Below are 24564 nucleotides of genomic sequence, written 5' to 3'. Positions count from 1 at the left end.
CTCAACGCGCGCTGGCCGCACTGGCCGCGCTCGCAGGGGCCTGCGCTGCGGAAGCCTTTGCTGCCGCTGGCTCCACGACCTTCGCGTCCTGCCCCGCACGCGCCGTGCTCGCACCGCCGACGATGACCCTCTCGCCCTCCTTCAAACCGCTGGTGACCACCCATTGATCGTTGATCGCGTCGCCGGTCTGGATCAGGCGCTCCTCGACCTTGCCCGACTCGCCCACCAGCTTGACCACCGGCTCGCCCTTGGTGTTACGCGAAACCACGCTCTGCGCGAGCAGGATCGCGCGGTCGTTCACCGCAGACGGCATCACCGCTTTCACATAGGTGCCGGGCAACAGCAGGCCCTCCGGATTGGGCACCATCGCGCGCAGCGAGACGTTGCCTGTGCCGGTATCGACCGAGGTGCCGATGAACTCCAGCGTGCCCTGATGCGCGTAGCTGCTGCCGTCCTCGAGCACGATCTTCACCGGCACGCGGCCGTTCACCTCCTTGAGCGCGCCGCTGGCGATCTGCTTGCGCAGCGCGAGCAACTGGGCGCTGGTCTGCGTCACGTCCACATAGAGGGGATCGAGCTGCTGGATGGTGCTCAGCGCATTGGTCTGATTGGCCGTGACCAGCGCGCCCGGCGTGAACGTCGAGGTGCCGATGCGGCCACTGATCGGCGCGGTCACTTTGGTGAATTCCAGGTTGATCTGGGCCGCGCGCACCGCCGCTTTGACCGATACGACGACCGCCTCGTTCTGGCGCAGCGTGGCGATGGCGTCGTCGCCATCTTGCTTGCTGATGGCGTCGATCTTCACGAGATTCTGATACCGCTCGGCCTTGGGCTTGGCCGCAAGCACCGCCGCCTCGGCCTGCGCGAGCTGGCCCTTGGCGCTGTCAAGGCTGGCCTCATAAGTGCGCGGATCGATCTGGTAGAGCACCTGCCCCGCCTTCACGCTCTGGCCTTCCGTGAACAGGCGCTTCAAGATGATGCCTCCGACCTGTGGCCGCACCTCCGAAACCATGTGCGCCGCCGTACGCCCCACGAGCGACTGCTCCATCACCAACTGCTGGGCGACCACCGGTTGCACGCTGACCATCGCCATCTGCGCTCCGCCCGGGCCTCCCGGTCCTTGTGCCGCCTGTGGCTGCTTTCCGCAGCCCGCCACTAGCCCTGCGGCGATCAGCGCAAGCGACAAAAAAGAAAGGCGGCTGAAATGCCGCCTGCCGGAAAAAGAGCATGCAAACGAGGCCATCTGACGGGTGCTGAGATTGGAAAGCACCCATGTTCGATTCCAAATGTGCAGGAAGTATGGAATTCCCTGCACTGTCTGCGCATGTCCTGCCGCCCAGTTGACGCCGCGCACCGCTCTGGTGCCCAATCGCCCGGTCTCCACACTTTTCGGGCCAGCCCATGCGACTGAGACTCTCGGTCAAACTCTTTCTCGCGATTCTTGCCGCCTGCGCCGTGGTGCTCGCCATCAACGGCGTGTTCGCGCGCCACTTCTTCACCCGCGATTTTCTGGGTTATCTCAACGAGCAAGGCGTAGAGCGCATGCGCGGCATCGCGCCGCAGGTCGGCGCGGCCTATGCAGAGCATGGCGACTGGGAGTTCCTGCGCACCAACACCCGCGAATGGTTCCACATGATGCGCCCGCAGGACGGCTCGGAGCCACCGGTGCGTGGCGTGCCGCCGGTATCCGACCAGACCGGCGCGGTGCCGCGCCTGGCGCTGTTCGACATGCAGGGCAATCTGATCGCGGGCAACACCAATGCCAGCATGGAGAACGACTCCACGCGCCTGCCCGTGCTGAGCAACGGTACGCAGGTAGGTTGGCTTGCGATGGTTCCATTCCAGAAGGCCATCAGCGCGGGCGATGTGCGCTTCTACGACGCGCAGGTACGCGCCCGGTGGGTCAACGGTGCGGCCTCGGTGCTGGTGGCCGCGCTGATTTCGCTGCTGCTCACCAGCACCTTGCTCAAGCGGCTCAAGGCGCTCACGCAGTTCGTGCACAAGCTCGCGCAGGGCGACTACTCGCAGCGCATCGCGTCGATGAACCGCGACGAGGTCGACCGGCTTGCAAGCGACATCTCCCAGCTCGCCAGCAAGCTCGAGAACATCGAGCAGAACCGCCGCGCCTTCATGGCCGACATCTCGCACGAGCTGCGCACGCCACTGGCCGTGCTCAAGGCCGAACTCGAGGCCATTCAGGACGGCATCCGCCCGATGAACCTCGCCACGCTCGCGCCGCTGCAAAACGAGGTGCAGCAGCTCCACAAGCTGGTCGATGATTTCTACGATCTCGCCGTCACGCAGACCGGCCAGTTCAGCTACGAGTTCGAGAACATCGACCTGCGCCGCATCGTGCAGTCCACCGCCGTCAACCTGCAGGCGCGCGCGGCCGACAGCGGGCTTGCGCTGCAGCTGATCGGCACCGAAGACGCGCCGATCTACATTCACGGCGACGAGAGCCGCTTGCAGCAGCTCATGTCCAACCTGCTCGAGAACGCCATTCGCTACACCGATGCGGGCGGCCGCATCCAGGTGCAGATCCACGAGTCCGGCGGCGAGGCCCACGTCAGCATCGAAGACTCCGCACCCGGCGTCGAACCCGAGCAGCGCGAGCGCCTGTTCGACCGCTTCTACCGCGTCGAGGCCTCACGCAACCGTGCGAGCGGCGGCAGCGGCCTGGGCCTTGCGATCTGCCGGAACATCGTCGAGTCGCACGGCGGCAGCATCCACGCCGAGGCCTCCGCGCTCGGCGGCCTGCGCATCGTCATCCGCATTCCGCTGCAGGCACCACCAACAGGCGCGTGAATATGAGCATCCACATGACGAGCGACGACCAGAACACGCCCACCGGCGGTGCCCTCATTCTCATCGTCGAGGATGAACCGCGCCTTGCCTCGGTGCTCGGCGACTACCTCAAGGCCGCAGGCTTTCGCACCGAATGGATCGCCGACGGCGCGCAAGTGCTCGACGCCTACGCGCAGCGCCACCACGACCTCGTCCTGCTCGACCTGATGCTGCCCCACCGCAGCGGCGTGGACCTGTGCCGCGACCTGCGCGCGCGCAGCGAGGTGCCCGTCATCATGGTGACCGCGCGGGTCGACGAGGTGGATCGCCTGCTCGGCCTGCAAGTCGGCGCGGACGACTATGTCTGCAAGCCGTTCAGCCCGCGCGAGGTGGTGGCCCGCGTCACCGCCGTGCTGCGGCGTTACCGCCACTCGCCCGCGCAGATGGCGCGGGTGCTTGAGATCGACGAGGCCAACTTCGGTGCGCGATTTCGCGGCCGTGCTCTCGATCTCACGCCAGTCGAGTTCCGCCTGCTCAGCTCGCTCGCGGCGTCGCCGCTGCGCGTGTGGTCGCGCGACCAGCTCATGAACCGGCTCTACCCCGATCACCGCGTGGTCGTGGACCGCACCATCGACAGCCACATCAAAAACCTGCGCCGCAAGCTGCTCGACGCGGGCAGCGAGGACGAGCCGATCCGCTCGGTCTACGGCGTCGGCTACCGGCTTGAGGTACTGGACGACGGCGGTTGATCACCCCTGCGCTTTGTTCTTCGCGCCCATCCCACGCTTCCACCGCGAGAACGCGCTCAGGCTGCTGAAACCCAGCAGCGGGGCGATGTCCGAGAGCTTGCGGTCGCCGTAGTCCATCAGCCGCTGCGCCTGCTCGGCGCGGATTTCGTCGAGCAGTTCGGTGAACGTTGTACCGTGCACGAGCAGCCGCCTGTGCACCGTGCGCCGGTCCACGCCCAGATGCATGGCGATCTGGTCTGCGCTGCAGCGGCCCGTGGGCAGCAGCGCGGTGATCAACTGCTCGACCTCGTCGCGAAAAGTGAAGCTGTGGCCCGCGAGATCGTCATGCACCAACTGGCGCACCTGCTGGCGCATGGCGGGATCGGCAAAGTGCAGCGGCGCGTCCATGTCGCTCGACAGCAGCGCTATGCCGTTGTAATCCTGTGAGAACAGCAGGTTGCTGCCGAGGATGCTGCGATGCCATGACAGATTGGCCGGCTGCGGATGCATGAAGCTCACGCTGCGCGGCTGCCAATCCTTGCCGAGCGCGAGGCACAGCGTGTGGTAGAGCGCGCCCATCGCCAGCTCCACCGACTGCCGCCCCGCGCCCACCGACGGCAGCAGCAGTTGCTCGATCACCGCCACGCCTCCCGCTTCGTGGATCTGAGTGGTCAGGCTTTCGTTGTGCAGATAGAGATAACGCGTGAGCGTGTCGAGCGCATGGCGCAGCGTGGGCTCGTCGCGCGCCAGCATGCCCACCACGCCGAACGACGACAGCCGCCGCGTGACCGACAGGCGCAACCCGAACGCCTCCTCGCCCGACACCTCGGCCGACAGCTCCATCAACCGCATCACCGAGGCTGCCGGAATGCGCAGCTCGGTGTTGTCAAAACACGAGCGCGGCAAGCCCACGGCCGCCAGCATATCGAGCGGCACGAGACCCACGCTGGTGGCCAGATCGGCGTAATGGGTGAGGCTGGCGCTGCGCATCAGGGCGGTCATAGAGGTTTTCCCTTGGTGTCCCATAAGGACAAATCAGTGTCCCGAAACGTCAAACACCAGAGCAACTATATCCCTAAATTCAGTGTCATCGGAGACCGCTTCAACACCTTCCTCTGGCGGATTCCAACTACCAAGCCACCCAAGCTTTTGAAAGGCACACCATGAACTTCCTCGACGGCCACCTGTTCCCCGAAAACCAGCAACCGCTGATCATTACCGCCGCGCCCTACGCGCCTTCGTGGATGCCCGATGACTTCCCCGGTGAGATCGCGGTCACCATGGAAGAGCAGATCCAGAAGGCAGTCGACTGCTACAACGCCGGCGCGCAAGTGCTGCACCTGCATGTGCGTGAGCTCGATGGCCGCGGCAGCAAGCGCCTGTCCAAATTCAACGAGCTGATCGCTGGCGTGCGTGCCCGCGTGCCCGAGATGATCATCCAGGTCGGCGGCTCGATCAGCTTCGCGCCCGAGACCGACGGCGCCGCCGCCAAGTGGCTGTCCGACGACACGCGCCACATGCTGGCCGAGCTCGACCCCAAGCCCGACCAGGTCACCGTGACCGTCAACACCTCGCAGATGAACATCCTTGAGCAATTCGACGCGCGCGACATCAAGGGCACGTCGATGGAAGACCCCGCCGTCTTCAATGCCTACAAGGAAATGACCGTGCCCGCGCAGCCGGGCTGGGCCGAGGAACACATCCGCCGCCTGACCGAAGCCGGCATCCAGAGCGCCTTCCAGTGCTACAACATCAACAGCTTCGAATCGGTCGAGCGCCTGATGCGTCGCGGCATCTACAAGGGCCCGCTGGTCATGAACTGGGTGGCGATTGGCGGCGGCATGGACGCGCCCAGCATCTACAGCCTGGCCAACTTCGTGCGCGCCGTGCCGGACGGCGCCATCCTCACCGTCGAGGCCTCGGTGCTCAACGTCCTGCCGATCAACATGATGGGCATCGCCATGGGCCTGCACGTGCGCTGCGGCACCGAAGACAACCTCTGGAACCAGACCCGCACCGAGAAGATGGGCACCGTCGCCCAGATCGAGCAACTGGTGCGCATCGCCAAGGAATGCAGCCGCCCCATCGCCACGCCCGCCCAGGCGCGCGAGATGTGCCAGATCGGCGTGTTCTACGACACCACCGAAGAGTCGCTGGAGAAGAACGGCTTTGCACCGAACCGCAATGGCGGCCAACAAGGCTTTCTGCGCAAGGTGGCCTGAATTTCTTCGTGGCTGAAAGCCACTTGAAACCATAAGACGAACAAGAAAAAGAAAAGAGAAAAGCGCGCGCAGGGCTCGATGGTGGGCTCTGCGCCGCGCATTGAGAAAGAGACAAATGACTTCCACAGCTCCCTCCATCACGCGCCGCGCCTGTCTTGCCGCGCTTCTCGCCACTCTGCCCGTGACTCACGCGCTGGCCGACAGCGCCTGGCCCAGCAAGCCGATCCGCCTCATCGTGCCCGCGCCCGCAGGTGGCGCATCCGACATGATCGCGCGCACCATCGCCGAGAGCCTGCGCCAGGATCTCAAGCAGACCGTCATCGTCGAGAACAAGCCGGGCGCGGGCGGCATCATCGCGGTCGAGACCATGCTCGGTTCACGCGACGGCTACACCTTCGTGCTCTCGCCCAATTCGCTGGTGACCGAGGGCCCGCACAGCTACAAATTCCGCTTCGATCCGTTCAAGGACCTCGCGCCCGTGGCCGAGGTCGCGAGCGTGCCACTGGTGCTGGTGGCCGATCCGAAGCTGCCCGTGAAGAACGTTGCCGACATGGTGACCTACGTGAAGGCGCGGCCCGGCAAGATTTCGTATGCCTCATACAGCCCCGGCACACTCTCGCACATCAAGGGCATGCAGTTCAACAAAGCCGCAGGTCTCGACATGGAGCATGTGGGCTACAAGGGCTCGCCGCCCGCGCTCACCGACGTGATGGGCGGACAGATCCAGTTCATGTTCGACGGCATGGGCACGGCCCTGCCGCTGTTCAAGACCGGCAAGGTGCGCGCGCTCGCTGTCACCTCACCCGAACGCTCGCCCTTCATGCCCGATGTACCGACGCTGGCCGAAGCCGGCTATCCGAATCTCAGCCAGATCATGGGCACAACGGTCTGGTCCACGCCCGACATTCCCGCCGATGTGCGCAACCGCCTGCAGCAGGAACTGCTCAAGGCCGTGGCCTCCGCATCGGTCAAGAGCCAGCTCGCCGCGCTCGGCATGGATGCGGGCAAGCCAAAGCAATCAATGAATGAGCTCGCCGACTTCCTCAAGCGTGAAAACGAGCGCACCGGCCAGGCCTTGCGCGCCATGAACTACCAGCCATGACAACTCCAACCACCAACACGCCCGACACCCCCATCAGTGACCGCCTGCGCGAGAGCGGCTACTGGAATCCCGAGTGGAACAGCTTCACCGAGCTCGACCCCGTGTGGACCGAAAAATTCCTCGACATGGCCATGCACCCCATGACCAAGGGCCTCATCGAGCCCAAGGTCTGGGAGTTCATCTCCATCGCGGTCGATGCCTCCTGCACCCACATGTATGGCCCTGGCACGCGCCGCCACATCCGCCGCGCGCTCGAACTTGGCGCGACCAAGGAAGAAATCGCCGCCGTGCTGCAGGGCGTGAGCGTGCTCGGCCTGCATGCCAACAGCATGGGCGCACCAATGCTGCTTGAAGAAGTCGCGCGCTTTGAAGCGAACGCCAGCACGAACACAGACCAGCCTTCCCGTTGAACCCGAATTGCAGCACTCAGAGAAAACACCTCGTCATGAACACAGCATTTGAGAATCAAGTCGTGCTCGTCACCGGAGCCACCGCCGGCATCGGCCGCGCGGCTGCCGTCGCGTTTGCGCGTGGGGGCGCAACACTCGTCGTGAGCGGCCGCAACGAAGCCGCAGGTGCCACGCTGCAAGCCGAGCTGCAAGGCCTTGGCGCACATGCCCTCTTTGTGCGCGCCGACGTCGCCAACGAAGCGCAGGTCGCGCATCTCGTTGACCAGTGCGTGCAGCGCTTTAGCCGTCTCGACGTGGCCGTCAACAGCGCGGGCCTCGAAGGCGCGCGCGGCTCCATCATGGAGCAGACGGTCGAGAACTACACCGCCGCCTTCAACGCCAACGCGCTCGGCACCTTTCTGTGCCTCAAGCACCAGATGCGCGTGATGAGCGCCCAGAAGTCCGGTGCCATCGTCAACCTCTCGTCCACCATGGGCAGCCGTGGCAACGCGCTCGCGCCCATGTACGTGGCAAGCAAGCACGCCATTGAAGGCTTCACCAAATCCGTCGCGCTCGAAGCCTGCCAGCACAACGTGCGTGTCAACGCCGTCGCACCCGGCCCCATCGCCACCGAGATGCTCGACCGCATCGCGGGCGGCGCGCAGAACCTCCCCATGGTCGCGAGCACCATCCCGATGAACCGCATCGGCACGCCCGACGAAGTGGCCGACGCGATCCTCTATCTCGCATCGAAGCACGCGAGCTACATCACCGGCCAGATCCTGCAGGTCAACGGCGGCAAGACCGCCATGTAAGCCGCTCCGCCGTTCACATCATCCCAAGGAAACCCATGGCCGCAGCCCAGAAGAAAGTGATCGTCACCTGCGCGATCACCGGAGGCATTCACACGCCCTCCATGTCACCCCACCTGCCGATCACGCCCAAGCAGATCGAGGACGAAGCCGTCGCCGCCGCCGAGGCCGGTGCCTCCATCGTCCACCTGCACGCGCGCAATCCCGAGACCGGCCAGCCCTCGCAAGACCCGGCGCTTTTCCGCCAGTTCCTGCCGCAGATTGCCGCGCGCTCGGACGTCATCATCAACCTCACCACCGGCGGCGCGCCCAACATGCTGGTGGAAGAGCGCCTGCAGCCCGCGCTCGAGCTCAAGCCCGAGATCGCCTCGCTCAACATGGGCTCGATGAACTTCGGCCTCTACCCCATGCTCGCGCGCCAGAAGGAGTTCAAGCACGACTGGGAGCGCCCCTATCTCGAAGGCTCGGAAGACCGCGTGTTCCGCAACACCTTCAAAGAGATCCGCTACATCCTCGAATCCTGCGCCGACAACGGCACGCGTTTCGAAATCGAGTGCTACGACACCAGCCACCTCTATACCGCCGCGCACTTCATCGAGCGGGGTATATTGAAGCCGCCGTTCTTCATCCAGTCCGTCTTCGGCCTGCTCGGCGGCATCGGCACCCATCCCGAGGACGTGCAGCACATGCGTCGCACGGCCGAGCGCCTGTTCGGCAGCGACTACTACTGGTCCGTGCTCGGCGCGGGCCGCAGCCAGATGCCGCTGGCCGCCCTGTCCGCCACCATGGGCGGCAACGTCCGCGTGGGCCTCGAAGACTCGCTCTGGGACGGCCCCGGCCAACTCGCCACCAGCAACGCCCAGCAGGTGCGGCGCGTCGTGGATATCCTGCACTCGCTGAATCTCCAGGTCGCCACTCCCGATGAAACGCGCGAGATGCTGCAGCTCAAGGGAAAGAACGCCGTGGGGTTCTGAACTCGCAGTTGCACGGATGACGAAGGCCGCCGGAAAAAACCGTCCCGGTGACCTCTTCTTTTGATGCATTGCCCCAAACGATCAACCGTCCATTCACCGGCAAGAGACGACACCACTTCAATCTCTCCTCGCCACCATCGCAGGCAGCGCAGCGAACTCGCCCACACTTGCCGCCTGCATCAACCGCCGGAACACTGGGCAGTCGAGATGGCTGCTCTCCGGGCATTCGGCAGCATGGCGCAAGCCGTCGCGCACGGCCTTCAACTGGCGGATGTTTCGATCCAGCTCATCCGCCTTCGCGCGCAGCATGCCGCGATCCACGCGCGGCCTTGCGCCGTCCGCTTGCAGCATCGTGCCGATCTCCTGCAACGAAAATCCCGCCGCCCGCCCCAACGCGATCAGCGCCAGCCGGTCCAGAACCTCCTCGCCAAAGACCCGCTGCTGCGCGTGGCGACCGATCGATTGGATCAGCCCTTTCTCGTCATAAAACCGCAAGGTCGAGGCCGCGAGCCCCGAGCGTCTGGATACTTCGGAAATGTTCATGCAGTGCCCCCAATTGTTCGCTTGCGCTCAAGTCGACTTGAGCCTCTACAGTCAACCCGAACTGTAGTCGGACAAGGTTAAACGGAGCATTCATGAGTGATTGGAAATGGTGGGGAGAGGCCTTCGTTGTCGGCATTGGCGCGACCGCATTGATGGACCTGTGGTCCTGGACCCTGCGCCGTATCGGCATCGCGACGCTGGACTACGCGATGCTCGGGCGCTGGTGCAAGCATTGGCTGAACGGCACCTGGTTCCACGCCAGCATTCAGAAGTCTCCGCCGACAAGATTTGAAAAGCCCATAGGCTGGGCCCTGCATTACCTCACCGGAATCGCCTTCGCCACCCTCTGGCTCACCCTCACCAGATGGCCCCCGAGCGGGACATCCGCCCTGCTCTTCGGAGCCATCACCGTGCTTGTCCCGTGGCTGGTCCTGCAGCCCGCACTCGGCGCAGGCATCGCGTCATCACGCACCGCACGGCCATGGATGATCAGAGCGGTCGGCTTGCTCACGCATGTGGTGTTCGGAGCGGGAATGTGGATGGTGCTGTGGGTGTGTTCAATGGTGAGCATGGCTGGTTCAGGCAGGGTTTGAACTTTGGCACCCATCACCTGGCTTTGAGGCGGCGATGTGGGACTATCATGGTTAGAAGTCCAACCGACAAGCACTCATCCAATGCGTGCTATGTCGGGCTTTTCTCGCCGGACACGCTGAACGCATACTGCTCACCAACCGATAGTGGCCTGCGCGAGCTGGCCTGGGTCGAGCCCTCCCTAGTAAAGAGAAAGGGATAGAAGCCAAAACAGGCATCCCCACCCAGGGCCGCTACATCGGACTCCCAACCCGTCCAATACGAGTCACCATAAAACTCCCGCAAACGCTCGCTGAACGCCCATTGCACAAAGGCAGTGTGCCCAACCTCCAGCGATTCCCAGGCCAAGGTATCGGGTGCGAAATAGTGGATCGCGCCCCGGTCGTCGCCCAATCCTCCACCATTGATCGCAAAGAACCCACCCACGACATCATCGGCAACCAGCAGAAACCCATTGGCCCGATCACGATTCCAGCCGCTCAGATCGCGGCCAAGCCTCGCATGCCCGGAGCCCAGCATGCGAAGCCATCCACCATCGATCAGAATACCTCCCGTGTCATGCGCAATCGCACCCAGCGGCGAGCGGGTCGTCACCTGGAGATCGAGCAGCACGGTGTCACGTTCGCTGGAAGGCGCAAGCAGTTCCACATTCAGATCAGCCTCCTGCGCCCAGGTTTGGATGAGCGGCAAAGCGGGGTCTTGTTGATCGATGAGTTCTACAAGTGGTCGCATGGGCTTGGCGGCTAGAGAGCTACGAATGGTGATTCACGCATTTTTGCATAGGCATTCGCGCACAGTACGGGAAGCCGAATCTCACCTCACGGCAGCAGCCCCACTGCACGCAGCTTAGGCTCTTCATAGACCGAATCCTCGGCGGGGTAGCGCAAGCCCGCTATGCCGCTGGCTTTGGCGCGGGCCCAGATGATGCTTTCGCCCGCAGGCAATGTGCTGGGTTGAGACGCGTAGACCGGGTCGTTGAAAGCCGTTGCGGGCGAAACGAAGGTCCAGCCACGCTTTCGGAAAGCGGCAACCAGTTCCGGCAGCGTCGCCGCGTTGATTTCATTGGTGTGCAGCAGCATCACATGCGACGGGCTTCGGCCCAGAACCTGCTTTGCCAAGCCATCGTAGTACGACGCACGGTCAAGCAGATGTTCAACGTATGCAGCCCTGACCCGGGCGGCTTTTTCGTGCGAACCGGCTTTGGAATGCGCTGAGTAGATCTGGTTGTAGTACCAGTCGCTCGCATCCATCGAGACCGGCGCAGGCCGGTAGCCATTGGCCTTCATCCAGACCCGCATGCCATCGCGCTTTTCGGGCGTGTTGCCCTCTTTGAGGTAAGGAAAGCGAAGCATGGGAATCCAGGTGGGAAAATGATTCAGCGCCGCATCGGCAATTCTGACGTCTGCGATGAATTCATCCAACGTCAAATCAGCGGATGCAAGGCTGCGATGCGTCGCCGTATGGTTGCCGACCGCGTGACCTGCCTTGGCCCAATCCATGATGAGGCCCATCCCCCGTTCACTGCCCATGCGCGCCAGCGACGGAAACACCATCGCCGTGACATCCGCATCTTTGAGACCGGCGATGATGCGCTGATTCCACTCCTGCGCCTGCGATTGCGTATCGGGGTTGAGGCCATCGTCAAAAGTCAGACTCAAAGTTTGAGCCCAACATGCCGACGAGAAAAGAACGAGTGACAGCAAGGATGAGAGCGTGCGAAACAGGGGCGACATAGAGGCTGATGAGGTGAGCGCGCAGCAAGCCTGCGGCCTGTTGCATGGGATCTGCGCTCACAAGCGTACCTCATCAGGGTCTATGCCCCCTCGCAGCGTTTTGCAGGGCTCCTGCGGGAAAAGCCGTTGTAACGTATCAAGCCTTGCGGATCCGCATCCCCCGCGCCGCAAAGCCCACGAGGGCCATCGACAGCAGCTTTTCCCACAGCGTGTCGAACAGCGGCACCGGAGAAAGCGATATGGCTGGAGCCGCCGCAACCGCCAAGGTCAACGGAGCGCTTTGCGCCTGCGCGTTGAAATCGTCACCCACATAAGTAACAACGAAACTGTGAGCGCCCGGTGTGGCCGGAGCTGCGAGGGTCAGCGTTGCGGCCCCGTTGATCAGTGGCGCACTGCCGATGGACGTGCCGCTATCGGTGAACTCAACAACTCCTGCGGGCAGTGGTGCTGCCTTGGTTTTGGCTTTCAGTGCTCGCGCTTGCATCTGCGTCACGGTGACCGCGAAGGTGAGTGGTTTCCCCGCAATGGGTGGGTTCGGCGTGGCAGTCATGGAGACCACGGACCCGACTTTCAGCGCGTTGGCAGTCTGAACGTCTTGAGTGGTCTGGAAAGCGGGATCCCCGGAATAGGAAACCGTCAACGGCAGCGCTGTTCCGGCGCTGCCTGGCGTCAGCTTGCACGCGCCTGCGCCGTTCAAGTCTGCGACGATTCGCTTGCCGGTATGCGATACCGGCAATGGGGGCAACCTGATTCCAGACCTGCACAAAGCGCCTTCCGATTCAGGCGTGAGCCTTGCTGAATCCGTTCACCACCCCGGCCTCCTTTGCCCCCTCCTGCGCACCGGTCGGCGCGGCATCCGCCTGCTCCAGCAACTGCGCCGCCATCACCGCATCCGCCTCGTAGTGGCGTGATGCCTTCCAGTAGAAGAACGAGGCGAAGAAGCCGGCTGCGGGGATCACTGTGAGTGCGGTCTGCAGGCTCCAATGGTCGGAGATCACGCCACCGAGGAACGGGCCTACCGCGAGGCCGAACAGGTTGATGGCGAAGGCGTGGACTGCCGCGCCGGTGGAGCGCAGGCCAGGGTGGGTGACGTCGAGAATCGCGCTGACCGAGACGCCGACGGTGCAGGTCATCATCGAGCCACCCGCGAGGATCAGCACGAACTGAGCCATCTGCATGAGCGGCAGCGTGAAGGCGGCGATGAACAGTGTTGCGGTGACGAACGTGGTGATGCTGAGCAGCGCCAGCTTGCGCGAGCCACGGCGGCGGCTCACGCGGTCGGCCACGGCGCCCCAGAACAGCGCGCCAAACGCGCCGATCAGCACCAGCACGGCCGCGTACTTGGCGGCGGTGACGGCGGGCATGCCGTGGTAGCGGTTGAAGAAGCTGGGCATCCACGACCACATGGCGGAGACGACGATCATCTGGAACGAACCGGCGACGCAGAGTATCCACATGGTCGGGCCACGGCTCAGGGTGCGCAGCAGGCGCGCGATCTTTTCCTTGCCGCCGCCGCTTTTGACGCTGGGAGTCATCTTGACGATGACGTTCTTGTAATCGGGCACAAGCAGGAACGCCAGCGCCATGATGAGCCCCGGAAACCCCACCGCGCCGAACGCCGCGCGCCAGCCCCAGTGCTCGGCGATCACGCCGCCGAGCACCACGCCAAGCACCGCACCCACCGAGCTGGCGGCGAAGAACGCGCCAAGCAGCGTGGCATGCAAACGCTTGGGAAACAAGGCGCTGATGAGCGCCGAGCCGACTGAGCCGTAGCCGGTCTCACCGACGCCGACGACGGCGCGCGCGGCGAACAGTTGAGCGTAATTGCGCGCGAACATGCAGCTGATGGTGGCGACGCTCCAGATGGAAGCCATCACGAAGATGCTTTTGACGCGACCAAAGCGGTCGGCCAGCATGGCGACAGGAATGCTGCCGATCGCCACCACCACCGAGATCACCGAGACCAATCCGCCGAGCTGCTTGTCGGACAGGCCCCACTCTTCCTTGAGATGCGGAAACAGCGAGACGATGATCTGGCGGTCGATGTAGTCAGACATCATCAGCAAAAAGATCATCGCGAAGGCGAACCAGGCCCGTGGGCGGCTGACGCTGTCTGCGAGCCCGGCGGCGGAATCGTCCTGTGCGTGGGTGGTAATCATGAAGGTCTCCGTCCCGTGGGGGATGTGATCACGGTCCCGGTCATCGGCCGCGTCGCCTGGTTGGAATTCCGGCCGATGCGCGGTGAATGAATTTCGGTCTACCGTGATGATGATTCAAATCGGGCGTCGTGTCGCGCTGCTGGCAAAGCCACTCAGAACGTGTGGCGCACGCCCGCCATGTAGGCGCGCACGTTGCGGTCTGCGGCCACGGGCGTGGCGTACATCGGGCTCATCGCCATGTTGTCGCCCTTGTTGGTCACGTAGGCACCCTGCAGGTAAAGCCAGGTGCGGCGCGACAGCAAGTATTCGGCACCCATGACAAACTGCGTAGCCTTGTGACCGTCGTTCTTGTTGTCGCGAACGTAGTAGTAACCGGCCAACAGGTTGAGCTGCGGCATGGGTTTCCAGCCGAGGCCGAAGTTCAGCATGTCGAGGCTGTCGGAGCCACCGGGCATCACCGCATGCGAGGGGTTGCGCGCCGCGTAGTACTGGCCGCCGATGGTCCATGCGCCCGTGCTGTAAAGCGCGCCTGCTGCGTAGAGCCGGTTGGTGTTGGCCGTGGGCGAGAAGCCCGCCGCTTCGGCCGCGCGCGTGCCCGCTGCGGCATTGCCGCCTGCAGCCGCCGTGTACAGCGCCACGGCCGTGCCGTAGTTGTTGCCGAAGCCGTTGTAGTACAGCGCCGAGAGCTTGAGGCCGCCGTTGGTGTAGAGCGCCGTCACCGACTGCTGGGAATTCGCCTTGCCGCGCCCTTCGCCGAAGGTGTAGGCGAAGTCGAGCTTGAGGTTGTTCCACACGGGTGCGGTGTACGCCAGCGTGTTGTCGTCGTAGATGGTGCCGAAGGCGACATTGGAGTTGTTGCCGATCCAGGACTTGCTGGCCGCGTTCATCGACACCAGCGCGGTGAGCGTGGAGCCAAAGTAGCGCATGCCGCGCACGTCGGTGTGCATCATCGCCCAGGCGGCGGGAGAGAACTGGCGGCCGAGCTTGATCTCGCCGAAGCTGCCCGACAGGCCCACGGTGGACATCTGGTTGAAGAACGAGGTGGTCGCGCTCGAATTGGGGCCGCCCGCCGTGCCGTTGGCGAGGTTGATGTTGCCGTGCAGATGGAAGGTGGCCTTCATGCCGCCACCCAGGTCTTCGACGCCCTTGAAACCGATGTTGCTCGAGCCGAGGCCGCCATCCTTGGCGCGGGTGTCGGTGGTGTCATGCGCGCTGGTAGGCAGGTAGCCGATGCCTCGGCTGTAGTTGGACATGTTGAGCAGGCCCATGTCCATGGCGCCGGTGATCGTCACGCTGCTCTGCGCCCATGCGGGCATGGCCGTCAGGCACAGGGCCGATGCGACGGTCGCTGTGGTCAGGGCCAGTGGGCCATTCCATTGTTTTGCTTTCAAGTTGTCTCCTGAATCGATCTTTTTCGAGGGTCTTGTCTGCTCGTTTCGAGCACTGTTTTTTGCGCTGCGGGCATTGCTCTGGAGCGCCGCATCGCTGACCGCAGTGTCACTTTCTGGCCGCTTCGGGTTTCGGCTTTTCGTGCCATTGATTTCTCTATCCGCGCCACTAGGGGATTCCGATAAGTCCCTGTGATTAAGGGACTTTCCGACTTTCGGAATGCACATTCGTGCAACGACGAAAGGCCTGCCGGAGGCTTCTCCGGCAGGCCGAATCACGATGTCGATTCAGTGCCTAGATGGCTTGCGGCGGCGACGCTCGCAACTGCTTCTTGTTGACCTTGCCGACGCTGGTCTTGGGAATCTCTGCGACGAAGCAGATGCGCTCCAACTCGGGCACGGCATAGGCGCTCAAACGACGTGCGTTCACGTGACCGAGCAGGTGCTCGCGCACCGCCTGCGCGCTGACCTCGCCCCTGGCCACCACATAGGCCATGGGGCGCTCGCCCCACTTCGCATCGGGCACGCCGATGACGGCAGCTTCCTGCACGCCGGGCACCTGGGTGATGAGGCCTTCGACCTCGATGGATGAGACCCACTCACCACCGGTCTTGATGACGTCCTTCAGGCGATCCACGATCTGCACCACGCCGTCAGCATGCATGACCGCGATGTCCTGCGTGTGCAGATAACCGCCGTGCCAGAGTTCTTCGGAGGCCTCGGGCTTCTTGAAATACAGCGGCGTGAGCGCGGGCGAACGCAGCACGATTTCGCCGCGCGTGACGCCGTCGCGCGGCACGTCCTGCATGTTCTCGTCGACCACGCGGAAGTCCACCATCAGCGACGGGCGGCCGGTGGAGCAGCGCAGCTTGAGATCGTCCTGCGCGGATAGCGGTTCGGCCTGCGCGGGCGTGAGCGCAAGCGAGACGACCGGGCCAGTCTCCGACATGCCATAGCCCGCGAACACGTCCATGCCCTTGGCGAGCGCGGCTTCGCAGAGGCCTGGCGGCAACGCCGATCCGCCGATGATGACTTTCCAGCCTGAGAGATCCTGGCCCGATTTTTCCGCGCCGCTCACCAGCATCTGCAGAATCGTCGGCACGCAATGCGAGAAGGTGACCTTCTCGGTCTCGCGCAGCTTGAGCAGCACTTCGGGCAGATAGCGGCCCGGCAGCACGGTGCGCAGACCGAGCAGGATGGTGATGTACGGAAAGCCCCAGCCGAGCACATGGAACATCGGCGTGATCGGCATGTAGACGTCGGCCGTGGACAGGCGCTGCGAGCCGCCGGGCGAGCACACGCTGAGCGCCGTCGCCATCGCGTGCAGCACGATGTGGCGGTGGCTGTAGCACACACCCTTCGGATCGCCCGTGGTGCCGGTGGTGTAGAAGGTCACGGCCTTGGTGTTCTCCTCGAGCTCGGGGAAGTCGAACGCTGCACTCGCCTTGGTGACCAGCGCTTCGTATTCACCGGCAAAGACCAGCGTGCTCTCGACCGGCTTGCCGTCGTCCGACAGCACGACGATGGTCTTGAGCCTCGGAATCTGGTCGCGGATCTGCTCGATGACCGGCAGGAAGTCAGTGTGCACCAGTAGCACCTCGGCCTCGGAGTCGTTGAGCGTGTAGAGAATCTGCGCGGGCGAGAGGCGCACGTTCACGGTGAACAGCGTGGCGCCCATCATCGGAATGCCGAAGTAGGATTCGAGATAGCGGTGGCTGTCCCAGTCCATCACGGCCACCGTGGTGCCCGCGCGCGTGCCGAGCTGGGTGAGCGCGTTGGCGAGCTGACCGATGCGGCGGTTGAAGTCGCGGTAGCGGTAACGCATCTCGCCGCGATAGGTGATCTCCTGATCACCGTGCAGGCTCATGGAGTTGAGCAGCAACTGCTTGATCAGCAAGGGATAGGTGTAAGCCGATGCGGTGGGCACCAGCAGGTGGTCGGATGGGTTCATTTCAACTCTCTGAAAATCGATGAATCAACGGGAGGGTCGCAGCAGCAGATCGCCATCGACCACGTCCACAGCAAAGGTCACGAGGCGCATACCGGGCGAGCCCACGCATTCGCCACTGCGGATGTCAAAGCGCAGGCCGTGCGCGGGGCAGCTCAGCCGGTGGCCGTCGCAGGGGCCGCTGGCGATGGAGGCACCCGCGTGCGGGCAGCTGTTTTCCATCGCGAAGAACTGGCCGTCCACATTCATCACGAGCACGGATTCGCCCTCCCCCATGAACACCAGCTTGCGCGCGCCGGGTGGCAGCGCGTCGGCCCTGCCTGCGGGAATGGCAGCGTTCGCTGTAAGGCTCATGCAGTGACTCCGTTCGGCAAGGCCTGCGCCATCGCCGCGAGCAGCTGTTCGGCAGGCACGGCACCGGTGATCTGCACCCGCTCGTTGAACACGAAATGCGGCACGCCCTGACTCGGCAGGCTGCAGGAACGCAAACCGGCCGCCATGAGCTGCTCGGGCGAACATTCCACTCTCGCCGCGCGTGCGAGATCCAACAGCACGCGCGCCTGGCCGATGTCCTGCCCCTGCACGAAATACGCGTCGTAGAGGCTTTCGACGAAGTCGCTCATCGCGATCAGGCCGAGCTGTTCCTGCGCCACATTGACCAGCGCACAGGCCAGCGCCGAATTGGGAAAACGTTCGATGCTATCGAACGCGAGCGTAATGCCCACCGGCTGCGCATGGGCCTGCACCTGCGCGCGCCGCGCGAGCACGGCCTCGCGGCTGCCCAGACGCGCCTCGTAGAACGCCTGATAGGCCACGCCCTCGGGTGAAATGTGCGGCAGCAGCGTGCTCGCGTGCCAGCGCAGTTGCAGCGCGATGCCTGGGTCTTGCGCCAGCAGGCCGCGCAAGGCGGTGCGCAGGTGGCGCAGGCCAATCCAGCACCAAGGGCAGATCAGGTCGAGCGCATAGTCCACGCGCAGCGCGGGAGCGCGGTCGATGGTGGTGGTGGTCGTCGTCGTGTCGGTGCTCATGTCGGCGGCCTCTTCAATTCACGGGCGCGCAAGCTCGCCGAGCAGCGCATGCACGCCGTCCCAGCGACCATAGCCTGCAGCGGGATTCAGATGCCCGACCTCGCCCAGATCGGCAAGGCGCGCGCCCCAGTCCTTGGCCAGCCGCTCCATGCTCTCGAAGCGTGCGAGCGGATCGTTGCGGCTTGCGGCGAGGATGGTCGGGAACGGCAGAGCCGCGCGCGGCACGGGGGTCCAACCGTTGGTCTGCAACTGCAGCTGCGTGGGATAGCCCTCGGGAAGCGGCTCGTCGAGATCGGCCGGCGTGGCAAGCAAGGCACCGCGAATCGGCTTTGAAAAACTCTGCCCAAACTGCGCGGCCCAATGCAGCGTGGTGATCACGCCCGCGCTGTGCGCAACGAGCACCACGGGGCCATCCACGCCGCCCAGCGTTTCGACCAGCGCATGCACGCGCGCGGCGCGGCTGAGCTTGTCGTGCTCCAGCGGCGGCACCGTGACGGAGTGCGGCAGTTCCTTTTGCAGATGGGTCTGCCAGTGGTCTTCCACATGGTCGCGCAGACCGGGAACGAGCACGAAGGTGAGATCGTCGGGATAGCGGTACATCTGATTGACTCGCCTCGCTCAGAACGGCCGCGTGCCGATGATGCCCGCGCGCTCCATCTTGCGGTTGCATGCGGGGTAATCCATCACCGCGTAGTGCTGTGTGGAGCTGTTGTCCCAGATGGCGATGCTGTTGGGCTTCCAGCGCCAGCGCACCTGGTACTCGGGAATCTGCGCCTGGCTGATCAAATAGCGCAACAGGTCGCCAGAGCCCGGGCTGTGGTCCTGGCCCACACGCACGCGCGAAGCGGTGTGGAAGTTGGTGAAATGTGTGGTGAAACCGTTCACGTAGAGGATCTTTTCGCCCGTGTCGGCATGCGTGCGCACCACCGGATGCTCGGGATCGGGAAAGCGTTCTTTGAGCGCGTGGCGCTTGTCGGTGGGCATGGCCGCGCCGAAGGTGCACTCGATGCTGTGGCGCGCGCGCAGGTCGGCGATCTGCTCCTTCACCGACTGCGGCAGGCGCTCGTAGGCCAGCACCATGTTGGCCCACATCGTGTCGCCGCCCACGGTCGGGCATTCCACGCAGCGCAGCACCGCGCCGAACTGCGGCACCTCGCGCCAGGTGGTGTCGGAATGCCAGGAGTTCTCGTAGCGCTCGGGAGGACTTTCGGCCGAACGGTAGATCTGCAGCAGGCCCGGATTCTCGGGATCGCTGCCGACCACCGGATGGTCTTCGAGATCGCCAAACTTGCGCGCAAACGCGACATGGTCGGCGCGCGGAATGTCCTGATTGCGCAGAAACAGCACGCGGTGCTTGAGCAGCGCCTTGCGGATCTCCGCAAACAGCGCGTCGTCGTGCGCCGCATCGCTGAGGCTCACGCCGGTGAGTTCAGCGCCGATGGAACAGGCCAGTTGTTCGACTTGCATGGTGTCTTGTCTCCTGTTTTTGTCGTTGGAATTCAGACGGTGAAGATGGCCGATCCGATGATCTTTCGCGCTTCCATGTCGCGATGCGCCTGCACTGCGTCGGCCAGTTCGTAGCGCTGGCTGATGTCGGCGCGGATGCGGCCCGAGGCAACGTGGTCGAACAGTTCTGCGGCGAGCGCGGCCTTTTCTGCGGGGTCGGCCAGATAGTCAGCCGATGCGGGACGCGTGAGGAACAGCGAGCCCTTCATCGCGAGAATCTGCGGGTTGAACGGCGGAATCATTCCCGACGCCGTGCCCACGCAGACCATCAGGCCACGGCGCTTGAGGCTGTTGAGCGAGCCTTCGAAGGTGTCCTTGCCCACGCTGTCGTAGACCACATGCACGCCTTGGCCGCCGGTAATCTCGCGCACGCGCGCGGCCACGTCCTCGTGGCTGTAGTTGATGGTGTGATCGCAGCCGTGCGCCTTGGCCACCTCTGCCTTGGCGTCGGACGACACGGTGCCGATCACGTTCAATCCCTGCAGCTTGGCCCACTGCGAGACCAGAAGGCCCACGCCACCGGCGGCGGCGTGCAACAGAATCGTCTCGCCGCCCTTGAAGTCGTAGATGCGGCGCATCAGATACGCGGCCGTCAGCCCGCGCATGGTGATCGCTGCTGCGGTCTCGAACGCGATCGCATCGGGCAGGCGCATTAATGTGGAGGCGTCGATCAGGCGCTCGGTGCTGTAGGCGCCCAGCGTGTTGTGCGCGCCGGTGTAGGTCACGCGGTCGCCCACCTTGAAGGCCGTGACGCCCTCGCCCACCGCCGTGACCGTGCCGCAGGCATCGCTGCCGATGCCCGATGGCAGCGGCGCGGGATAGAGGCCGCTGCGGAAATAGGTGTCGGCAAAGTTCAGCGCCACGGCGCCATGCTGAAGACGCACCTGGCCCGCGCCCGGCGCACCGACCTCCACGTCCTCGTACTTGAGAACTTCCGGGCCTCCCACTTCGTGGAAACGGGTCATCTTTGCCATGGGGTACTCCAATCAATCAACTAGATATCAAACGGTCGGGGAATGAATGCGCACGGCGCCTTTAATCGTGAAATTGATATTCTTCGAATATGCGATTTTTTTGAGAACGCATTCATCTCGATTCAATGCATTGAACCAATTTCAGCAAAATACCGAAAATCAAATGCGCATTGAAACGGTGGATTGAACTATATGGACTCAGGCAAATAAAATTTCTCTCTTTGCGCCAATTTTTTCTCCAAAAGCGTCACTCATGGAAAACACCTAACCCTTCTGAAGCTCATTTTTCCAAGCAAGAAATCATCCACAACCCATTGAAACAAAATAAAAATAACTCACCATCGAATGGGCTCACGGAGTTGGCACGCCTCGCAGACCAGACGCAAGCCACCCAACAGTGGCGCGAATCGATAAATTACCAAAACGATAAAGCAGAATATTCAAACTAGAATCATCTGCGCGACAAAACGTCTGTACAGAGCGCATATTCTTTCATTGCACAAACACTTTCCACAATTTCAGAAGGTGATGCAGACGCTTTCCCGCTTCTGGCTTTCAATATTCTCCCGAGGTATTCCGATGTCATATTCCGCCCCCATCAAGGACATGCTTTTCAACATGCGCCATCTCGCCGGCATCACCGAGCTGGCGCAGATTCCGGAGTTCGAGGATTTCGGCGAGGACACTGCGACTGCCGTGCTTGAAGAGTGCGCAAAATTCAGCGAAGGCGTGCTCGCGCCGCTCTACCGCGAGGGCGACATCCACCCAGCAAGTTTTGAGGGTGGTCGCGTGACCACCGCGCCCGGATTTCGCGACGCCTATCAGCAGTTCGTCGCGGGCGGCTGGCAGAGCCTGCAGCATCCGTCTGCGCTCGGCGGACAGGGCTTGCCCAAGACCATCAGCGCGGCCTGCTCCGAGATGTTCAACAGCGCCAATCTTGGCTTTTCGCTCTGCCCGATGCTGACCGATGGCGCCATCGAGGCCCTGCTCACCGCCGCCAGCCCCGAGCTGCAGAACACCTATCTGCACAAGCTGGTGAGCGGCGAATGGACCGGCACGATGAACCTGACCGAGCCGCAGGCGGGATCCGATCTGGCGCTACTGCGCACGCGCGCCGAGCCACAGGCTGATAGCAGCTACAAGATCTTTGGCACCAAGATCTTCATCACCTACGGCGAACACGACATGGCGGACAACATCGTCCATCTGGTGCTCGCCCGCGTGGCCGGTGCGCCCGAGGGCGTCAAGGGCATCAGCCTGTTCGTGGTTCCCAAGTTTCTGGTCAATGCCGATGGCACGCCGAGCGAGCGCAACGATGTGCATTGTGTCTCCATCGAGCACAAGCTCGGCATCAAGGCATCGCCCACTGCCGTGCTGCAGTTTGGCGACCACGGTGGCGCGGTTGGCTACCTCGTCGGTGAAGAAAATCGCGGGCTTGAATGCATGTTCGTCATGATGAATGCGGCGCGCTACGGCGTGGGCATTCAGGGTCTGGCCGTTGCCGAGCGCGCCTACCAGCGCGCTGTGGCCTACGCACGCGAGCGTGTGCAGAGCCGCCCGGTGGACGGCAACGCCAAGCACAGCGTGACCATCATCCATCACCCCGATGTGCGCCGCATGCTGATGACCATGCGCGCCTTGAACGAAGGCTGCCGCGCGCTCGCCTGTGCCGCGGCTGGTGCGTTTGATCGCGCCCACGCACACCCCGACGCACAGGTGCACCGCGAGCAGATGGCGCTCTACGAATTCATGGTGCCGCTGGTCAAGGGCTTCACCACCGAGGCGAGTGTCGAGGTCTGCAGCCTCGGCGTACAAGTGCATGGCGGCATGGGTTTCATCGAAGAGACCGGCGCCGCCCAGCACTACCGCGATGCGCGCATTCTGCCGATCTACGAGGGCACGACCGCAATTCAAGCCAACGATCTGGTAGGCCGCAAGACCTGTCGTGACGGCGGTATGCTTGCCCGCACCATCGCCACGCAGATCGCGGAGACCGAGGCCGCATTGCGCACCAGTGGCAGCCTCGTGGCGAGCGTGGTGGCAGATCGCCTTGCCAGCGCGCGCGAGGCGTTTCTTGACGTAGTGGGCTTCATGGTGGCGACCGCCAAGGAGCACCCGAACGAGGCCTACGCGGGCAGCGTGCCCTACCTGATGCTGACCGGCGGCCTGTTTGCGGGATGGCAACTCGCGCGCTCACTGCTGGCAGCCGAGCAAGCCATAGCCGATGGAGAAGACATGGCCTTCATGCAGGCCAAAGTGAGCACCGCGCGCTTCTTTGCCGAGCACATTCTGGCCAAGGCCCCGGCGCAGGCCGACAGCATCCGCCACGGCGGCGGCTCGGTCATGGCGCTCGCGATGGACGCGTTCTGAGAACGTGTTTACGATCTCCACGCGGTCTTGCAGGTGCGGCCTCGGGCGGTCTACTGGGTTGCAAATCCTCGCTTGTAGCACGAGCTATTGCTGCGGTTTGCGCCTTGCAGCCCCTCCCGATCCGCATCCTGCAAGCCTTCGCGCTGAGATCGCAAACACGTTCTGATCGCGCCGCGTCGCCACGAGCAACTCACGCCGGTCGCGTCTGCCGCCACTGGCGTGGGCTCATGCCGAAGTTCACATGGAACCAGCGGGTGAACGAGGCCTGGCGTGAATAACCGGTCAGCGATGCGACCTGGCCGATGGAATAGCGGCTGTTGTTCATGTAGCGCAGCACCAGATTCTTGCGCACGGTGTCGAGCACTTCCGAAAAGCTGGTGCCCCTGTGGTCGAGCTGCCGCTGCAGCGTGCGGGTGCTCAGGTGCATCTGCTCGGCCACGCGCTCGATGCAGGCCTGCTCGAGCGGCATCAGCAGATAGATGTTCTTGCGCACCTCCTGCAGCAGCGCGTTGTCACCGAATGCGCGCAGCGGCATGACCACGCTCTCGGCATAGCGCACCAATTCGGGATCAGCAGCAGGGTTGGTGGCGTTCATGTCCACGGAGCGCAGCACCATGCCGTTGAACTCGCTGTTGAAGCTCACCGGGCAACCGAAAAACTGCTTGTGCTGGTACTGCTCTGCGGGCGCGGGGTGCATGAAGCGCACCTCCTTGGGCGACCACGCCACGCCCAGCACGGCCTGACAGGTGCGCATCGCCACGCCCAGCACCAGCTCGCAGGATTGCGTCTGCGGAATCTGCGAGTCGATCAGAAGCTCGAATCGCAGGATACTCAGATCGCCCGTCTGCTCCAGCGAAATCGCCGTGGCGTCGTTGAGCAGCTTGCGGTATTGAATGGCGCTCTGCCACATGTCGCGCAGGCTGGGCTGGTGGCGCATCAGCACGCCCAGAATCCCGAAGTCCAGCGTCTGCCGGTTCTGCGCCATCTGGATGCCGAACGCCGCGCAGCCCGACTCCTTGGCCGCCAGATCAAGCAGCTTGCACAGCGTTTCGGCCGAGATGTGCCGATCCGACTCGACCAGCGCACTCGCATCTAACCCCACCTGCCTGAGCAATTGATGTGAATTCACGCCATGCAGATTGCAGACGTTCAAAAAACCGTTCAAGGTCACGGTTCTGACCAGCGTATCCATAGCGCATCACCCGAAAAACGTCGCGAAGTTTTAACGACTTCGCCTTGATACCCATCAGGGTTTATACCTCATGGCGTCTTTTGAAAATTAAATGTCGTGAAATGAGAAATTCAAATGAGCC

24 protein-coding genes are annotated in these 24564 nt (G+C 63.4%); 9 read left to right on the top strand and 15 right to left on the bottom strand.

Features of this window, described 5'->3' with window-relative positions:
• Position 1: 1 nt before the first annotated feature.
• A complete protein-coding gene (locus G7047_RS07125; protein ID WP_166302784.1) occupies positions 2-1243 on the bottom strand; it encodes an efflux RND transporter periplasmic adaptor subunit in 1242 nt (413 codons plus the stop codon).
• 158 nt (positions 1244-1401) lie between these two features.
• On the opposite strand from G7047_RS07125, the gene baeS reads away from it, so the two are divergent.
• Positions 1402-2805 (top strand): sensor histidine kinase efflux regulator BaeS, encoded by a 1404-nt coding sequence (baeS, locus tag G7047_RS07120; RefSeq protein ID WP_166302781.1) that lies wholly within the window; start codon positions 1402-1404, stop codon positions 2803-2805.
• 2 nt (positions 2806-2807) lie between these two features.
• Complete coding sequence (locus G7047_RS07115; RefSeq protein WP_240939395.1) at positions 2808-3533, top strand: response regulator; 726 nt, start codon at positions 2808-2810, stop codon at positions 3531-3533.
• Here the strand turns inward: G7047_RS07115 and G7047_RS07110 are convergent, their stop codons facing one another.
• Positions 3534-4514 (bottom strand): AraC family transcriptional regulator, encoded by a 981-nt coding sequence (locus G7047_RS07110; protein WP_166302778.1) that lies wholly within the window; start codon positions 4512-4514, stop codon positions 3534-3536. It abuts the gene before it with no gap.
• A 161-nt stretch (positions 4515-4675) separates the two neighbouring features.
• On the opposite strand from G7047_RS07110, the gene G7047_RS07105 reads away from it, so the two are divergent.
• From G7047_RS07105 to G7047_RS07085, 5 genes are all read left to right on the top strand, one after another.
• Positions 4676-5734, top strand: coding sequence for a 3-keto-5-aminohexanoate cleavage protein (locus G7047_RS07105; protein WP_166302775.1), 1059 nt, complete (start codon positions 4676-4678; stop codon positions 5732-5734).
• A gap of 115 nt (positions 5735-5849) precedes the next feature.
• Positions 5850-6836: a tripartite tricarboxylate transporter substrate binding protein gene (locus G7047_RS07100; RefSeq protein WP_166302772.1), complete on the top strand. Its 987-nt coding sequence runs from the start codon at positions 5850-5852 to the stop codon at positions 6834-6836.
• Positions 6833-7246: a carboxymuconolactone decarboxylase family protein gene (locus G7047_RS07095; RefSeq protein WP_166302769.1), complete on the top strand. Its 414-nt coding sequence runs from the start codon at positions 6833-6835 to the stop codon at positions 7244-7246. Before G7047_RS07100 ends, G7047_RS07095 begins: the two co-directional genes overlap by 4 nt.
• A gap of 35 nt (positions 7247-7281) precedes the next feature.
• The gene (locus G7047_RS07090; RefSeq protein ID WP_166302766.1) at positions 7282-8040 is read left to right on the top strand and encodes an SDR family NAD(P)-dependent oxidoreductase; all 759 of its coding nucleotides are present in this window, start codon (positions 7282-7284) and stop codon (positions 8038-8040) included.
• Between the two features lie 35 nt (positions 8041-8075).
• Positions 8076-9011, top strand: a complete 936-nt coding sequence (locus G7047_RS07085; protein ID WP_166302763.1) for a 3-keto-5-aminohexanoate cleavage protein — start codon at positions 8076-8078, stop codon at positions 9009-9011.
• A gap of 117 nt (positions 9012-9128) precedes the next feature.
• Here the strand turns inward: G7047_RS07085 and G7047_RS07080 are convergent, their stop codons facing one another.
• Positions 9129-9554, bottom strand: coding sequence for a helix-turn-helix domain-containing protein (locus G7047_RS07080; RefSeq protein ID WP_166302761.1), 426 nt, complete (start codon positions 9552-9554; stop codon positions 9129-9131).
• Positions 9555-9646: 92 nt separating this feature from the next.
• On the opposite strand from G7047_RS07080, the gene G7047_RS07075 reads away from it, so the two are divergent.
• Positions 9647-10147 carry a DUF2938 family protein gene (locus tag G7047_RS07075; RefSeq protein ID WP_166302758.1) on the top strand — a complete coding sequence of 167 codons (501 nt, stop codon included), beginning with the start codon at positions 9647-9649 and terminating at the stop codon, positions 10145-10147.
• Positions 10148-10235: 88 nt separating this feature from the next.
• Here the strand turns inward: G7047_RS07075 and G7047_RS07070 are convergent, their stop codons facing one another.
• From G7047_RS07070 to G7047_RS07020, 11 genes are all read right to left on the bottom strand, one after another.
• A complete protein-coding gene (locus tag G7047_RS07070; RefSeq protein WP_166302753.1) occupies positions 10236-10877 on the bottom strand; it encodes a DUF2625 domain-containing protein in 642 nt (213 codons plus the stop codon).
• Between the two features lie 86 nt (positions 10878-10963).
• Positions 10964-11803, bottom strand: coding sequence for a polysaccharide deacetylase family protein (locus G7047_RS07065; protein ID WP_240939394.1), 840 nt, complete (start codon positions 11801-11803; stop codon positions 10964-10966).
• A 211-nt stretch (positions 11804-12014) separates the two neighbouring features.
• Complete coding sequence (locus tag G7047_RS07060) at positions 12015-12575, bottom strand: Ig-like domain-containing protein (RefSeq protein WP_166302747.1); 561 nt, start codon at positions 12573-12575, stop codon at positions 12015-12017.
• Positions 12576-12657: 82 nt separating this feature from the next.
• Complete coding sequence (locus G7047_RS07055) at positions 12658-14037, bottom strand: MFS transporter (protein WP_166302744.1); 1380 nt, start codon at positions 14035-14037, stop codon at positions 12658-12660.
• Between the two features lie 152 nt (positions 14038-14189).
• Positions 14190-15428: a porin gene (locus G7047_RS07050; protein WP_166302741.1), complete on the bottom strand. Its 1239-nt coding sequence runs from the start codon at positions 15426-15428 to the stop codon at positions 14190-14192.
• A 292-nt stretch (positions 15429-15720) separates the two neighbouring features.
• Positions 15721-17376, bottom strand: coding sequence for a fatty acid--CoA ligase (locus G7047_RS07045; RefSeq protein WP_166302738.1), 1656 nt, complete (start codon positions 17374-17376; stop codon positions 15721-15723).
• Positions 17377-17400: 24 nt separating this feature from the next.
• Positions 17401-17727: a Rieske (2Fe-2S) protein gene (locus tag G7047_RS07040; protein ID WP_166302735.1), complete on the bottom strand. Its 327-nt coding sequence runs from the start codon at positions 17725-17727 to the stop codon at positions 17401-17403.
• A complete protein-coding gene (locus G7047_RS07035; RefSeq protein WP_166302732.1) occupies positions 17724-18401 on the bottom strand; it encodes a DsbA family protein in 678 nt (225 codons plus the stop codon). The genes G7047_RS07040 and G7047_RS07035 overlap by 4 nt, the downstream gene beginning before the upstream one ends.
• A gap of 18 nt (positions 18402-18419) precedes the next feature.
• On the bottom strand, positions 18420-19001 hold the full coding sequence (locus G7047_RS07030; protein ID WP_166302727.1) for an alpha/beta hydrolase: 582 nt from the start codon (positions 18999-19001) through the stop codon (positions 18420-18422).
• An 18-nt stretch (positions 19002-19019) separates the two neighbouring features.
• Positions 19020-19868, bottom strand: a complete 849-nt coding sequence (locus tag G7047_RS07025) for a TauD/TfdA family dioxygenase (RefSeq protein WP_166302724.1) — start codon at positions 19866-19868, stop codon at positions 19020-19022.
• Positions 19869-19900: 32 nt separating this feature from the next.
• On the bottom strand, positions 19901-20881 hold the full coding sequence (locus tag G7047_RS07020; protein ID WP_166302721.1) for a quinone oxidoreductase: 981 nt from the start codon (positions 20879-20881) through the stop codon (positions 19901-19903).
• Positions 20882-21460: 579 nt separating this feature from the next.
• Between G7047_RS07020 and G7047_RS07015 the strand changes: the two genes are divergently transcribed.
• Complete coding sequence (locus G7047_RS07015) at positions 21461-23251, top strand: acyl-CoA dehydrogenase (protein ID WP_166302718.1); 1791 nt, start codon at positions 21461-21463, stop codon at positions 23249-23251.
• Between the two features lie 190 nt (positions 23252-23441).
• On the opposite strand, the gene G7047_RS07010 is transcribed toward G7047_RS07015, so the two are convergent.
• On the bottom strand, positions 23442-24443 hold the full coding sequence (locus G7047_RS07010) for an AraC family transcriptional regulator (protein WP_166302715.1): 1002 nt from the start codon (positions 24441-24443) through the stop codon (positions 23442-23444).
• Positions 24444-24564: the final 121 nt, after the last annotated feature.

Origin of the sequence: Diaphorobacter sp. HDW4A (assembly GCF_011305995.1) — a bacterium.
In the GTDB taxonomy this organism is placed as follows: Bacteria; Pseudomonadota; Gammaproteobacteria; order Burkholderiales; family Burkholderiaceae_C; genus Diaphorobacter_A.
This window is presented reverse-complemented; position numbering and strand designations above follow the sequence as displayed.

What these genes read in the sequence shown, in the direction of transcription:
- G7047_RS07125 (WP_166302784.1), bottom strand. Translation starts at nt 1,243, where the DNA reads ATGGCCTCGTTTGCATGCTCTTTTTCCGGCAGGCGGCATTTCAGCCGC.
- baeS (WP_166302781.1), top strand. Translation starts at nt 1,402, where the DNA reads ATGCGACTGAGACTCTCGGTCAAACTCTTTCTCGCGATTCTTGCCGCC.
- G7047_RS07115 (WP_240939395.1), top strand. Translation starts at nt 2,808, where the DNA reads ATGAGCATCCACATGACGAGCGACGACCAGAACACGCCCACCGGCGGT.
- G7047_RS07110 (WP_166302778.1), bottom strand. Translation starts at nt 4,514, where the DNA reads ATGACCGCCCTGATGCGCAGCGCCAGCCTCACCCATTACGCCGATCTG.
- G7047_RS07105 (WP_166302775.1), top strand. Translation starts at nt 4,676, where the DNA reads ATGAACTTCCTCGACGGCCACCTGTTCCCCGAAAACCAGCAACCGCTG.
- G7047_RS07100 (WP_166302772.1), top strand. Translation starts at nt 5,850, where the DNA reads ATGACTTCCACAGCTCCCTCCATCACGCGCCGCGCCTGTCTTGCCGCG.
- G7047_RS07095 (WP_166302769.1), top strand. Translation starts at nt 6,833, where the DNA reads ATGACAACTCCAACCACCAACACGCCCGACACCCCCATCAGTGACCGC.
- G7047_RS07090 (WP_166302766.1), top strand. Translation starts at nt 7,282, where the DNA reads ATGAACACAGCATTTGAGAATCAAGTCGTGCTCGTCACCGGAGCCACC.
- G7047_RS07085 (WP_166302763.1), top strand. Translation starts at nt 8,076, where the DNA reads ATGGCCGCAGCCCAGAAGAAAGTGATCGTCACCTGCGCGATCACCGGA.
- G7047_RS07080 (WP_166302761.1), bottom strand. Translation starts at nt 9,554, where the DNA reads ATGAACATTTCCGAAGTATCCAGACGCTCGGGGCTCGCGGCCTCGACC.
- G7047_RS07075 (WP_166302758.1), top strand. Translation starts at nt 9,647, where the DNA reads ATGAGTGATTGGAAATGGTGGGGAGAGGCCTTCGTTGTCGGCATTGGC.
- G7047_RS07070 (WP_166302753.1), bottom strand. Translation starts at nt 10,877, where the DNA reads ATGCGACCACTTGTAGAACTCATCGATCAACAAGACCCCGCTTTGCCG.
- G7047_RS07055 (WP_166302744.1), bottom strand. Translation starts at nt 14,037, where the DNA reads ATGATTACCACCCACGCACAGGACGATTCCGCCGCCGGGCTCGCAGAC.
- G7047_RS07045 (WP_166302738.1), bottom strand. Translation starts at nt 17,376, where the DNA reads ATGAACCCATCCGACCACCTGCTGGTGCCCACCGCATCGGCTTACACC.
- G7047_RS07040 (WP_166302735.1), bottom strand. Translation starts at nt 17,727, where the DNA reads ATGAGCCTTACAGCGAACGCTGCCATTCCCGCAGGCAGGGCCGACGCG.
- G7047_RS07035 (WP_166302732.1), bottom strand. Translation starts at nt 18,401, where the DNA reads ATGAGCACCGACACGACGACGACCACCACCACCATCGACCGCGCTCCC.
- G7047_RS07030 (WP_166302727.1), bottom strand. Translation starts at nt 19,001, where the DNA reads ATGTACCGCTATCCCGACGATCTCACCTTCGTGCTCGTTCCCGGTCTG.
- G7047_RS07025 (WP_166302724.1), bottom strand. Translation starts at nt 19,868, where the DNA reads ATGCAAGTCGAACAACTGGCCTGTTCCATCGGCGCTGAACTCACCGGC.
- G7047_RS07020 (WP_166302721.1), bottom strand. Translation starts at nt 20,881, where the DNA reads ATGGCAAAGATGACCCGTTTCCACGAAGTGGGAGGCCCGGAAGTTCTC.
- G7047_RS07015 (WP_166302718.1), top strand. Translation starts at nt 21,461, where the DNA reads ATGTCATATTCCGCCCCCATCAAGGACATGCTTTTCAACATGCGCCAT.
- G7047_RS07010 (WP_166302715.1), bottom strand. Translation starts at nt 24,443, where the DNA reads ATGGATACGCTGGTCAGAACCGTGACCTTGAACGGTTTTTTGAACGTC.